12 protein-coding genes are annotated in these 14049 nt (G+C 29.3%); 8 read left to right on the forward strand and 4 right to left on the reverse strand.

Annotated features, from left to right (window positions below; all coding sequences use genetic code 11):
* Positions 1-2: 2 nt before the first annotated feature.
* Both WH52_RS04525 and WH52_RS04530 read right to left on the reverse strand, forming a co-directional pair.
* Complete coding sequence (locus WH52_RS04525; RefSeq protein WP_086029742.1) at positions 3-614, reverse strand: NAD(P)/FAD-dependent oxidoreductase; 612 nt, start codon at positions 612-614, stop codon at positions 3-5.
* Positions 614-1195, reverse strand: a complete 582-nt coding sequence (locus tag WH52_RS04530; RefSeq protein ID WP_086029743.1) for a MarC family protein — start codon at positions 1193-1195, stop codon at positions 614-616. The genes WH52_RS04525 and WH52_RS04530 overlap by 1 nt, the downstream gene beginning before the upstream one ends.
* A gap of 124 nt (positions 1196-1319) precedes the next feature.
* Here WH52_RS04530 and WH52_RS04535 point away from each other — a divergent pair, with 124 nt between their 5' ends.
* From WH52_RS04535 to WH52_RS04545, 3 genes are all read left to right on the forward strand, one after another.
* Complete coding sequence (locus WH52_RS04535) at positions 1320-1889, forward strand: DUF3109 family protein (RefSeq protein WP_086029744.1); 570 nt, start codon at positions 1320-1322, stop codon at positions 1887-1889.
* Positions 1890-1950: 61 nt separating this feature from the next.
* Positions 1951-2619: a hypothetical protein gene (locus WH52_RS04540; protein ID WP_086029745.1), complete on the forward strand. Its 669-nt coding sequence runs from the start codon at positions 1951-1953 to the stop codon at positions 2617-2619.
* A 108-nt stretch (positions 2620-2727) separates the two neighbouring features.
* The gene (locus WH52_RS04545) at positions 2728-5550 is read left to right on the forward strand and encodes a CHAT domain-containing protein (RefSeq protein ID WP_086029746.1); all 2823 of its coding nucleotides are present in this window, start codon (positions 2728-2730) and stop codon (positions 5548-5550) included.
* On the opposite strand, the gene WH52_RS04550 is transcribed toward WH52_RS04545, so the two are convergent.
* The gene (locus tag WH52_RS04550; RefSeq protein WP_086029747.1) at positions 5530-6258 is read right to left on the reverse strand and encodes a tetratricopeptide repeat protein; all 729 of its coding nucleotides are present in this window, start codon (positions 6256-6258) and stop codon (positions 5530-5532) included. The genes WH52_RS04545 and WH52_RS04550 overlap by 21 nt on opposite strands.
* Positions 6248-6784: an RNA polymerase sigma factor gene (locus WH52_RS04555; RefSeq protein ID WP_086029748.1), complete on the reverse strand. Its 537-nt coding sequence runs from the start codon at positions 6782-6784 to the stop codon at positions 6248-6250. Before WH52_RS04555 ends, WH52_RS04550 begins: the two co-directional genes overlap by 11 nt.
* Positions 6785-6888: 104 nt before the next feature.
* Between WH52_RS04555 and WH52_RS04560 the strand changes: the two genes are divergently transcribed.
* The 5 genes from WH52_RS04560 (at position 6889) to WH52_RS04580 (ending at position 14034) form a co-directional block, all read left to right on the forward strand.
* The gene (locus tag WH52_RS04560; protein WP_086029749.1) at positions 6889-8310 is read left to right on the forward strand and encodes a hypothetical protein; all 1422 of its coding nucleotides are present in this window, start codon (positions 6889-6891) and stop codon (positions 8308-8310) included.
* Between the two features lie 28 nt (positions 8311-8338).
* Positions 8339-8929, forward strand: a complete 591-nt coding sequence (locus WH52_RS04565) for a hypothetical protein (protein ID WP_143592051.1) — start codon at positions 8339-8341, stop codon at positions 8927-8929.
* A 5-nt stretch (positions 8930-8934) separates the two neighbouring features.
* Positions 8935-9492, forward strand: a complete 558-nt coding sequence (locus tag WH52_RS04570) for a hypothetical protein (protein ID WP_143592052.1) — start codon at positions 8935-8937, stop codon at positions 9490-9492.
* A gap of 12 nt (positions 9493-9504) precedes the next feature.
* The gene (locus WH52_RS04575; protein WP_086029752.1) at positions 9505-13422 is read left to right on the forward strand and encodes a DUF7619 domain-containing protein; all 3918 of its coding nucleotides are present in this window, start codon (positions 9505-9507) and stop codon (positions 13420-13422) included.
* Between the two features lie 132 nt (positions 13423-13554).
* Positions 13555-14034, forward strand: a complete 480-nt coding sequence (locus tag WH52_RS04580; protein ID WP_086029753.1) for an outer membrane beta-barrel protein — start codon at positions 13555-13557, stop codon at positions 14032-14034.
* The last annotated feature ends 15 nt before the right edge of the window (positions 14035-14049 follow it).

The raw sequence follows: 14049 nt of genomic DNA on the forward strand, positions 1-14049 counted from the left end.
TGCTACTTCCCTACTTTATCATGTACTTTGGTAGGTTCATGATTGTTCCAAACCGTTAAAATATCGGTAGCAACACTTGCTCCACTTCCTGCCGCAATAGCAAACTGACTACGCCAACCAGCAATGGTTCCGCAAACATATAATCCTTCTTTTATTAAGTGATTAAAGTTTCGTAATTGTATGCGATCTTTCATGGCGTTGGCACGAATATGACGCTCAACATATTGCTCTAATCCAGCTATTTCAAAAGGTTTTGCATAATTCAAAGCAACTACAGCTATTTTGGTGAGATACTCATTTTTATTGGTAATTACTTTATATCCTTGCTCATCTTCTAAAACAGCTTGTACTTTTTCATTTTCAATCTGATTCACTTCAGGATATTGTTCCGCCAGTTGCTTTTTCCCTTGTTCTAAAATATCTTTTCCTAAAGTACCCGCAGGTAATCCTAATACATTATTAAACAACGCATTTTGTAAATGCGATGTTCGCTGATGCATAATTATTCCTACCTTTTTATCTTTTGCATAAGCTTTAGTATGAGCTGAACCTAATACCATAGCGCATTGCATACCCGCAACACCACCTCCAATAACTAAACAATCAAAAATCATTACGCAAATAACATTTTAATATTGGCAGCAAAAAGTTTTACTGCAATCGCTAATAAAATTACCCCGAACACCTTTCTAATAATTTTAATTCCGTTAGGTCCAATAAATTTTTCTATTCTCGAAGATGTTTTCAATACTATGTAAATCAATAAAACATTTAATAAAATGGCTATTAAAATGTTTTCAAAAGCATATTCAGCACGTAACGATAATAACGTTGTTAAACTACCAGGACCTGCAATTAAAGGGAATGCTATTGGAAAAACTGATGCGTTTAAAGCCTCCTCTTCATCTTCTTTATAGAGCGTAATTCCTAAAATCATTTCTAAGGCAATAAAAAATAAAATAAATGCACCTGCTACTGCAAACGAATTCACATCAATACCAATAAGACCTAATAACCGTTGTCCTAAAAACAGAAACACGATCATAATTACTCCAGCAATTACCGAAGCTTTTTCTGACTGAATATGACCAACCTTTTTTCGTAAATCGATAATAATAGGAATATTACCTATAATATCAATTACTGCAAATAATACCATAAAGGCTGTAACGATTTCTTGTATGTTAAAATTCATAATTATAAGGTTTTCGAAAACAAAAGTAGATAAGTAAACTTACAAACTACTATTTTTGCATTTAAATATACATTAAGTTTGCTTTAATAGAGCAAACAATTTTTAGTAACTTTTATAATACCATATGTTTCAATTAGGAAAAACAATTGTGTCGGAAGATATTATTGAAAAAGAATTTGTTTGCAACCTATCTGCTTGTAAAGGTGCTTGTTGTATTGATGGTGATGCTGGCGCTCCTTTAGACAAAGAAGAAACAAAAATTTTAGAAGAAATATACCCTAAAGTAAAACCCTTTTTACGTAAAGAAGGTATCGAAGCTATTGAAAAACAAGGCACTTGGATTACCAGCGATTTTGGTGAGTTAGAAACTCCTTTAATTAATGATGCTGATTGTGCTTATGTAATTTTTGATGAAAAAGGTACTGCTTTATGTGCTATTGAAGAAGCATACAACCAAGGAATAGTAGATTGGAAAAAACCTGTTTCTTGTCACTTGTATCCTGTTCGTGTAAAAGATTACAGTGAGTTTTCTGCTGTAAACTATCATAAATGGGAGATTTGTGATGATGCTTGCTCTTTAGGTGCCGAATTACAAGTACCTGTTTATAAGTTTGTAAAACAAGCTTTGGTAAGAAAATTCGGACAAAACTGGTACGATGAACTTGAGGTAATGGCGGAAAGCAAAAAAAAGTAGTTTAAAATGTTTACCTCATTTTATTTTCAACACTAACTTACGAACTATAAAACGAAATAAAATGAAAACAAGAACATTAATTAAATCGGCAGTGTTATTATTAACTATAATAGCGTGTTCTAACAATTCTGAACAAGAACTCCCTGATGATTTTAAAAACCAAACTACCATGAAACAAAAATTTGCAGGTAAAAGCGCCAGTGAAGAGCCTAATCAAGACAACACGTATTTTGAAGAAGATGTACACGCTTACTACATCGAAAACACACTAACAAAACAATATCTGTTAAAAAAGGAATTAGTAGCTCAAATAGAAGAAGGTAATGATGAAGCTATTGAACAATTAGAGCAACTTCAACAAGAAATTAAATTAAACGAACAGATTAAAAAGTATTTATTTGGTGTACGTCCTCCTAAACTACCTGGTTTTCCACCTCCACCAAAACCTTGTGATGAAAAAGAAATCAACTGTAAATTACCTTTAACTAATATTCAATATTTATTATTGACTCAAAACTCTGAAAACATTTCAGTTACTATTAAAACTATTGAAGGAGAAACTATTGGAACAAATGAAGGACTATTTTCAGCAGATAATTTTGATGGATATCCAGCTACAACTTTAGTAAGAGAAAATTATTCTGGTGAAGTAGTTCTAACTATTACAAAGTTCTTTCCTTTTATGGAACAAGAAATAACTTACCAAGTCAATGCTATAATTGAAAAATAAATAGTTTAATATACTTTGACTATTTATAAGGTTTTAAAGTCAAATCACACAAAATTATAACATTACATATTTAAAATTAGTAGTTTAGTAGCTCAACAACCTACTGAAATGAGAACTAAACTACTTTTTTTATTTCTTACCCTACATTCTTTTTTTATCGTATCTCAAAACGATTCTATTAATATAAAAAAGCTAGAAACTGAATTTTATAAGGCATATCCACACATATATTCAAATCAAGATAGCGCTTATATTTACTTTAATAAAGCACTTACTATTTCTCAGCAAGAGAAATGGCATGACCAAAGTGCAAATATTCTTTCTTATATAATATTTACGAGTAGTTATCATTATAATTTGCCTGTAATGAAAAATAATCTTGATAATTTAGGTTCATTACTTATAACTCAGAAAGATTCTTTAAAAAAACAAAAAGTTTATCATGTTGCTAACTCTCTTTATCAACTTAATTTAGGAAATTATTATTATAAACTTAAAGATTATAAAAGGGCTAAACCTTGGTTTCTACAACTTAAAAACGAGTTAAAATCGGCTAATACAACGCAAGAGAATATTGATAAACTACATAGTGTTTATTCTTTTTTAGCTGTAATTTATACAAATGAAAACAAATACGAATTAGCCAAAAATTATTGTAACAAAGCTCTACAGCTTTTAAACAATTATCCTGATTTCTTTGAAGACATCTCTTCTAAAAAAATGCTATTAAATAATTATTTGGCTAAAATTTATAGCAATCAAAAACAATACGATTCAGCTATAAATTTACTAGAGAAATCCGTTAATTTTTATCAAACCAAAAAAACTTCAGACTATACTAACTCCTTAATTTCTTCTTATCAAGCATTAATCAATAATTATATACTTTCTAACAATTCTGAAAAGGCTTTAAGCTTACTTCAAAAATCAGAATCTAGTTATCGTAAAAATGATCCTTTTTATAAAGTTCTTCAAGAATTGTATGGTGACATTTATTTACAGCAACAAAACTTTGACAAAGCATTGCTAACCTATCAAATTTCATTAAAGTTGTTTAAAACCTACAGAAATAATAAAAAGCATATTGATATTGCTTTAATTTATAAGAAAATTTCAGAGGTATACATAAAAAACAAACAATTCGATAAAGCTTATATCAACATACAAAATGCCTTACAAAACTGTACATTTTCTTCTACTTCTTTTTCGGACGAAAATCCGTTAATCTCTAATCTCATTACCAATAGTGACGTTCTAGAAATACTACATACCAAAGTAATTGTTTTAACTGGGTTGTATAATAAAAATCAAAACATTTCTTTTTTAAAAAAAGGATTACAAACTAGTTTACTTGCACTCGATATTTTAGATATTTTAAAGCCTACTTTAGAAAATAAAAATGACAAACAATATTTAATTGACAAAGTATATCCGCTTTACGAAACTACTTTAAATCAACTACATATACTACATCAAAAAACAAATGACAAGAAGTATTTAGACACTGCTTTTACTGTTTTAGAAAAAAGTAAGTCAACACAATTATTAGAAGCTGTAAACCTATCAAAAGCTATAAAGTTTAAGAATATCCCTGAACAAATTATAGACAGAGAACAGCAATTATTAGCAACTATTAACAGTATTGAAACAGCTATTTTTACTTCAGAAAGCACAGAAGAAAAGTATCAAAAACTTAACACCGCTAAAGAACAATATAACTCGTTTTTAGATTCTGTAAAAGTTACATATCCTAAATACCATAAACTCAAATACGATTATACGACTATTTCTTTAGAAACCGTTTTAAACAACACTAAAACTAATGAAGCTAAGGTTTCTTATTTCTTCGGAAAACACTACATATATATCTTTTCGATAACGAAAAAAAATATTGACTTTTCACGGATTGTAAATTCAGAATCTCTTCAAAAAGAGTTAACGACTTTTTACGCAACAGTTTCTAACTACAAAAAAAAATACAATCCAACCTTAGGGTTTAGTTTATACAAAAAACTTCTTCCTTTAAATGTTCGAAATAAAACTTTACTAACTGTTGTACCAGATGGTTTTCTAAACTACATTCCTTTTGAAGCTTTGAGCACACAAAATCAAAATAATAGTTATTTAGTACAAAATGCAGCCACTGTCTACGAAAACTCTTTTACATTATTAAATGAACAAGAAAAACTAACACATAATAATGAAGAAAATACAATTTTAGCTATTGCGCCAGAGTTTTATAAAACAAGTTCTAAAAATGTAACTAGAGCAGATTTTACGCCATTAATTTTCAATAAAAGAGAAGTACGGAATATTGCTTCTGTTTTTAATACTGATACTATTTTGGGTAAACAAGCTTCGTTATTAAAATTGAAAAACAGGTTCAGTAAGTATCCTATTTTACATTTTGCCACCCATGCTTCGGCAAATGATGAGTTTCCTGATTTTTCATATTTGGCTTTTACTCCAACAAAAAATGAAGCAAATTTATGGTATGTAAAAGATATTTATAATACAGAATTAAAAGCTAATTTAGTAACGCTTAGTGCTTGCCAAACAGGTATTGGAAAATTAGAAAAAGGAGAAGGAAACATTAGTTTAGCTAGAGCTTTTTCGTATGCCGGTGTTGGAGCTTTAGTGAAAAGTTTATGGAAAGTAGATGATAAATCTTCTTCTAAACTTATGAGTGATTTTTACAAAGAATTAAGTTTAGGAAATAATAAAACTACTGCTTTACAAATAGCAAAAAACAATTATTTAAAGAATACTGTTAAAGAGTTAAGTCATCCTTTTTTTTGGGCAGGGTTTGTTCTTAATGGAAACCCCCAAGCAATTGCAAATTCACCTACAAACTACGTTGTATGGGTTATTGCTCTAATATTTATAATTCTATTTCTTTTTAGAAAGAAATTAGTTCAGTTTTTTAAGTAACTCTTTGGCTTCTTCTTTCTTAAATTCTTGGTTAGACAACACTACTTTTTCTAGCCATTTTTTTGCTTCTGGTTTATTATCAGAATTCAAATTTGCTAAGGCTAAATACCAAAAAGTTTGGGTTTTATATTTAGGATTCGTTTCTAAATAGTTATTAAAAGTATGTATTGCTTCTTCTGTGTTTTTAGTCTCTAATAATGAAATCCCTTTGTATAATAACAAATCATTTGTTTTAGTCTCTTTATACGCTTCAGTAAACAAACTTACTGCCCTAGTATAATTATTAGTTTCATATGCTAAAAAAGCATCGTTTGTTAAGCTTGAATTATCATCTCTCACTAATGGATGTATTACATTTTCATATGGTGTATAATAAGTATTATATAATTCTTGATTAGACATCATACTCTCTTTTACCAACAGTAAATAGCTAAAACTTGCTAGTAATATTATTACTGAAGCAGCTGCCAACCACTTTCTTGAAAACCCTTTCCTTTTAGTAGTAATGGTCGTATTTTCTAAATTTTGTAATTCTTTCTTTAAGCGTTCTCTTTCATTACTTTTTATAGCAAATTGAACATCTTTTTGATATTGAAATTCCTTTTGAAATTCAGAATCATTAGAGAGTAAACTATCAAACTCTTTTTTTTCTTCGGCAGATAAACTGTCTTCGAAATACTTATCTATTAAGGGGAACTTAGAAATCATTAATAATACTTTTTAACTGTTTTAAACATCTTGACTTTTGGCTTTTTACTACATTCTTATTTTCATAATTTAAATGATCAGTTATTTCATCAATCGTAAAACCTCTATAGTAAAAAAGATGCAATACTTCTCTACATTTTTTACCTAGCTTTTGTAACCCCTCTTTTAATTTCAGCTGTTGTTCATTAGCCTCTTCATGGTAAGAAACCTCAACAACAGCTACTTCTTCTTGAGGAGCAACATGTAAAATCGTTCTGTTATTTTTCCTTGCTTTTTCGTACATCATGTATTTACCAATTCCGAACAAATAGGTTTTTAAAGAGCTTTTTAAATCATCTAACTTACCTTTAATTGCTTGTTCTTGTATAGCAATTATTGCGTCTTGATAACAATCTAAAGCATCTTCGTTATTCACAGAAAATTTCTTAGAAAAAGCCAAAAACTCGGTTCTATACATTGTATAAACCTCTTTTAACGCTTTTGTATCTCCTTGTTTAAGATGCAAAACAATATTGCTCTCACTCATTGATGTATATTTTTTTTAAAGGTAAACATTTCTGCAAAAAATAATTTTTAAAATAAATGTTAACCTTTTTGTTTTTAAAGCATAAATAGTAAAACTCACTAATTATGAAAACAAATAAAACAATAACAAGTCTGGTATTTCTATTCTTTTTAATAGGAATTAACACAAGTGGTCAAGCACAATTTTGGAAAAAACTAACTAAAAAAGTTCAAAAAAAAATAGAACAAAAAGTAGAAAACAAAATTGATAAAGAAACCGACAAAACAATTGATAATGCTTTAGAAGGAAATAACGAAAAAGAAAAAACCGTAGAAAAAAAACCTCAACAACAAAACACAGTTACTAACGAAAACTTTAAAAGTAAAGGAGTCGCTTCTATAAACCATTCGAATGAATTCGGAATGGTAAACATTAACGAAATTGATAAAGTTACCGTTACAAAACAAGGAAATACCTATCGCATATATGGTAATTGGATTACTACAGGAATAGATGTTTTTGATGGATTTTCTATTGAACTTAAAAATGTAGAAAACACAAAACAGCTAAATTCTAAAACCTTTAAAATTCCTGAAGAAGCGACACTCCATTTAGGGTATGAATCTCAGCCAAAAGGAAGTTATGAAGGTGAATCATCTGGCAAAGGTCAAAGTTATGATTTAAAAAACGGAAGTATTTCTGTAAACTTTCAAAAGGATAAAAACTTCAGCTTCAACTTTAATGGAAATGCCGATTTAACTGTAGGATACCGAAAGGTTAAAAACCAAGATTATGAAGAACCTATAAAACAAAATGCACAGGTTTCTGGTAATGGAAACATAAATAATCCAATATTTAAAATTGAAAAAAGTTTTAATACTTCTAATAAAACTAAAAACAAGGAAGTTTCTGATGCTGAGATTGAAAAAATGATGCAAAAGGCTTCTCCAACAGTTAATATTCCTAGCTCATTTTCATTCAATAAAAGTATTGAATTAGAAATTACAGATAATGCTGGAAAAAAGTTTCCTATTGAATTTTTATTAGGTAAATATCCCGATATCTACGGAATGTTGGTTGCTACTAAAGAAATGAAAGGGCAAGGAAAAGTTACTATGGTAATGACACCAAAATCATCTACTATGTTTATGAACATAGCTGGTATGAAGATGAAAAAAACTACTTCGTTAGATCAAATAGGGCAACAATTTAAAGGATCTCAAAACATTCCCGATGCAAGTGATTATTCTTACAAAAAAACAGGTGCTACCAAAACAATTCTAGGTTATACATGTCATGAATATAAAGTAACCTACAATCATGAAGGAAATAAAGGAACTGCAAGCCTATGGATTTCTAAAAAGTTTCCAATTCAAAATAAAGAATTACCAATGTTGGGTATGAAAATGAACAATCCGTACTTCTCTGGTTTTGTTTTAGAAATTAATTCAACTCATCAAGGTGAAAACTACAACATAAAAGTTACCAATATTTCTAATAAAAATGTAACAATTAACACTAAGGATTATAGAAACATGGGGTTCTAAACCTGCAATCATTTTTAAAATAAAAATTATGAAATCAATATTCAAAATAACCGTTTTGTGTTGTTTATCTGTACTTTTTGTGTCTTGTTTTGGCGATAAAAAAACAGCTATTGGCACAGACTTTAACGATACTTCTTTTGTAAATAAAAGCTTCAAAAACAATAAAGTCAATTTTTCGAATTTAAATAACAGCTGTCAATTTGTATCTAAAAATCAAATTGCAAAGCTCTACAATGTCACTGAAGATAAAGTACAAATTATAGGAAATGAATTATCTAAATCTTGTACAATTCGCGTATTAATTTCTGATAATAATTTCGACTTTTTAACTGGCGCTATTTCTTTTTATAAAACTCCAGATAAACTAGATGACGGAAGTACTTGGGTAGATTCTTGGCAGCTAAAAAAAGGACTATCTAAAAGTTCTGTTTGGATAAAAAACATGGGGAAAGCTGCATTATACAACGCTAAAAAAAGAACGCTCTTTATTAAGTTTAACAACTACACTATGGAACTTATAGCTCCTGGTTCTGACTTCAACCAAATAGAAAAAGCTAAAAAAAGAGATTACAAAACTATTGCCTTAACCTTAGCTAAAAACACACCACTTTTAAACTAAACATCATGAAAAAATACGCTTTAATTATAATCCTATCCTGTCTAAACCTTACGTTGTTTGGGCAACAAAAAAAATACTTTTTAGAAATTACTTTTTATGATGGAGACTTTAAAGGAACACATGTTTTCTATCCTGAAAAAGGTAATTATATGAGTCAGATAAACCTAGAATATTTCGAAGGAACTAGCAATTTAAATGCGTCAAAATTGATTGCCGATAACGGAATGCAAATTCATTATATAAACCGTCATTTTAAAGGTGAAGCGACTCTAGGAAAACACAATGCAAAAAAATACACTTCTGGTTGTGGTAGTTTTAATTTTATTGATATAAAAAACAATCAACCATATAAAAAAATTGATGGTGATTTTTCAGGATGTACCTCAACTACCATAACCAAAGTTAGCAACTGGAAAAAAGGAATTGTAAAAAACAAACGTACTGTTTCTGGAAATTTCACTGACACTGTAACTTTTAAATACAGAATGGATAATGGAAGTAAAAAAACCATAAACACTAAGGTTAGCGTAAAATTTAAAGCACGAGAATCAAGACGATTTTAAATAATAGAAATTATGAAAACAAAAATATTTTTATGGCTCTTAGTTATATCTTTTGCTGTAAATGCCCAAATAGATAATACTCAAACATGGGAGCTTTTTTATCCAGGAGTTAAACTAACATATCACATTAATGCCTGCGCTAATAACGAACCCGAACCTAATACAAATGAATACTTTTGGTGCGATGGCCCAGATAGAGTTGTTGTAGAAAGTTTTGGTCTTACTCATGGAAACGTAATCGCATCACACGAATTTAAATTCAATAATGAAGATTATGTTGTTTTTACCACCACTAAAGGGATTTCAATTTACAATAACACACATAAAAAATGGAGAAATCTTCCTTTTGTTGCTTTTCAAGGAGATAATGTAGTTACTCAGTTTTTTGGTGCAATAGACGACGGAAGTGGAAATATTATTTTCCACGGAGCAAACAAAGGAACCTTTAAATACGATTTAACTGAAAACAAAATTACCCAGATAAGTAATAAAAATAATGCTTTTGAAAAATTCAAAAAGAATGAAAATGAAGGTAATTTTCAAAATAGTATTTGGGCTATAGCACATGAAGGAAGTATTTTAATGAAATATCATAATAATGTTTATACCGAATATAATATCTCGTCTGGAAATAAAATAAAAGGAATAGACATTGCTTCTGATGATAAAGTTTATTTAGCAGTAGATAATGAAGGTGTTGTTGTTTTTAATCCTTCAAACAATACTACAACTACAATTTCTGAAGCAGAAGGTTTACCTTCTAAATTCTTACAAGATTTAGATTTTGATTCAAACGGTAATTTATGGATTGCCTACAGAGGTAATAATAACTCAGAAATTGGTGTTGCTAAATGGGATATTGACAATAACACTTTTGAAAAGTTTGAACGTCAAATTGGTAATACCAAAATTCGCTTTAACCGTGTAGAAGCAGTAAATAACGAAATATGGTTAACATCAAATGTAAGTACTAACAACTTAGCAGGAGTACATGTATTAACATTAGACAGTAGTAATAATCCTAACTGGAAGCATTATGATGAAGCTTTTTTTCAAGAAAAAGGTTTTATACAACATTTTTTTAACTACGGAATTCATAGAGGCATCTACGATTTCTCTTCATACAAAAATAAGCTTTATATGTCTACGACTGGTAATGGAACCATAACTTATGAGAATGGAAAATGGAATCATTTTAATTCATTAAAAAACAATATTCCTACAGGAAACCAAAGAAAAATAGGATACTTAAAACAAGATAAAACAGGTGGTGTTGTATTTAATACTCACACAACAAATAATGCTGGAAAAGATCTTTTAGTAATATCGAAGCTTAAAAATGGAGTTATAGAGAATTATCCTTTAGGTAAGGGAGTGTTTCCTGTAACAGTATTTATAGAAGATGGTCAGGTAGATGAAAATGGAAAAATATATGGTCAATACCTTATTAATAAAAACGGCAGTTCATCAAATGAGTTTTCTGTTTTAAACTACCCTTCTTTCAATAATTTACTAGAAGGGTACTCTCTTAATTTAACTGATAGATATGCTGTAGAAGGATTTAATAAATGGTATTTTGATAAAAATAAAGGCGGTCGATTAACGAATTTAGATACAAAAGCTACCTATACTTCAAACAACTCTAATTTTAATTTTAAAACAACATCTTTATCATACTTAACAGAATCTAGAGATGAACGTATTTGGTCTATTTCATCTCATGGAATACAGTGGTATGACCCTATAAGTGATACTAAAGGAGAGTTTACACTTGATAATTTAAACTTAAACAATCATTCAGAAATTGGCTTAATACATAAATTACTCTTTGGTGTAAATGCTAATGAAATGTGGTTAATTGGTAGAGATGGTGTTATCTTTATTAAAGATAATGCAGAGGTTCATAAACTATTAAAAGCGGATTATACTACATTAAACTATATTCGTGATGCGAAAGTAGATGCTAATAATAATCTTTACACTATTAGTTCTACAGGGATTTTGAAAATTTCTAACGTCGCTAATTCATCACCTACTATTAAAGAATTTAAGCACACAAATGTTGAAGGCCCAGAAATTATCAATTTTACAAAAATTACGATTGATAATGATGGAAACAAATGGCTTACTTCTAATAGTGCTTTACCTAAATTATTAAAATTTAAAGAAGTTAACGATGCTGCTGGTGTAGTAAATGGAGCTCAAACAAGTAATTTACGAGGAAAAGTATCAGGAAAAGTATTTGCCGACATTAATGAAAATGGAGTTTTCGATGCTAACACAGATACGCCCGTTTCAAATCAAGCTTTAAACGTCCAAAATGGAAACTCTTCATTTATTGTCTATACAGATAGCCAAGGATTTTATTCTTTTCCTGTATACGTTGCCAACCAAACTTATAAAATGGCAATAACTTCTACCGATGGCTTTTCATATTCTTCAAAAAGAATTTATAAAACTGATGTTGGTAATTTAGACCAAGACTATTCTAACATTAATATTCCATTAGTTATTGAAGATACCAAGAGTTTATACATTAAAGGTTCTCCTAAAGAAGGAGCTTGGGGTTTTACACGAGACGGTTTTGAAAATCGCTTTGTTTCTGCTATCGCTAATACCTCTAGTACTAAAACTTTTAACAATGTAAAACTAAGATATCAATTTATAAATACGAATTCAAACGCTACAAATTATAGTATTAACGACGTATCTTCTATTATTATTCACAAATTAAAAAACAACTCGAATAGCCATATTATTAATAAAGTTGCTATTAGTCCTGGTAGAAAACAATTATGGAATGTTAATTTAACTGACAATCAATACACAAAAACAACTGATAATTCACCGACTTTTACCGAAACGAATAACGAAAGAACCAAAACGTTAGAAATTGAATTAGGTAATATAAATCCATACGAAACATTTATTGTAGAAATTTTAACTACAGTATTTGACCCAACTGCTATTGGAGATGATATTCAATACGGACCAACAGCAATTTCTTCTTCTAATTGGGAAAATGCCACAAGTGGAAAAAATCAAAATTCTCAAAATAATTGGATAGATACTACTCCAGAAAGTACAGATACTAGAGCAGGAAGAAACGAAGATTTTTCACCTTATATAGAACCAGACGATGTATATCAAGATGAAGATGATGTGTATAGAGAACCTGATGAAGTTTATAGTGATTCACCATATTTTACACCCGTTTTTAGTTCTTACGACCCAAATGATAAATTAGTTACACCTGGTGTGCCAGATAAATTAAACGAAGTAGATATTGATAAAAAATGGCTTACCTATACCGTAAGATTTCAAAATAATGGAAATTTCTCAGCAAAGGATATTTATGTATTAGATACTATTGATAATGATTTAGATAAAAATTCTTTTCAATTTATAGAAAGTAGTCACAACCTTAAAATATCAGAAGTAGGTAATGAAACCAAGAGTATAAAAAAATTCTTTTTTGAGAATATATTTTTACCAGACAGTTTATCTAATCCCGATGGAAGCCAAGGCTATTTTAAATATAAGATAAAAGCAAAAAAAGATATTCCTGAAAACACAATTGTTGAAAACACAGCATATATCTATTTTGATCAAAATCCTCCAATAATTACGAATACAATACAGAATAAGTTTAGAACTCCTGCCACTGCATCAACAAATCAAGTTACATTAAAAGAGCAAACTTTTCTGTATCCAAACCCTGCAAAAGATTTGGTGAAGATTCAATTAAAAAATAATGAGGTAATTGAAGACGCTACTTTGTATAACCTTATGGGACAACTAATCTATCGGAAAAAAGAAAACCAAAATCAGCTAATAGAAATCCCCCTCCATCAATTTTTATCAGGAATTTACTTGGTAAAAGTTAAAGCCGAAAACAAAATTTATACTCAAAAACTAATAGTTGAATAATAGTAGTTTTTAATTTGTTTTCATTTATTCAATGATAGCCTCACAAAAAAGTGAGGCTTTTTTTATTCGAAATGTTAACCTTAAAAAATTAAACACACTAACTCATGTAATAAAATTATAAACTATAAAAAAATGAAAAAATTAACATTTACTGTTTTATTCTTAATCCTTAGTGCAACAGCTTTTTCACAAACAAAACTTGGTGCGCAATTAGTGTATGGTACAAATACCGAGTTTGGTGCTGGTGCCAAAGCTATTTTTAGCATTACAGATAAAATTAACCTATCTCCAAGTATTAATTATTACTTCGGAAAAAGCGCTGCAGGTGTTGCTAGTACTTCTTTCTTTGAAGTTAATGCTGATGCACATTACTCTTTTGAAAGTGACGATAAGTTAACCTTTTATCCACTTGTAGGATTAAACTATACCCGTTCAAAAGCATCAGTATCTGTTCTTGGTGTAAGTGCTTCAACTTCATCTTTTGGTGTAAATCTTGGTGGCGGATTAAACTATGATTTGTCCTCTTCTATCACTGGTTTAATAGAAGCTAAATATGTACTGGGTAATTTAGACCAGGCAGTATTTACTGCAGGTGTTCTTTTCAACTTATAATCTAATTCTAAATAA

It is taken from the genome of Tenacibaculum holothuriorum, assembly GCF_002120225.1.
GTDB classification, from domain to species: Bacteria; Bacteroidota; Bacteroidia; order Flavobacteriales; family Flavobacteriaceae; genus Polaribacter; species Polaribacter holothuriorum.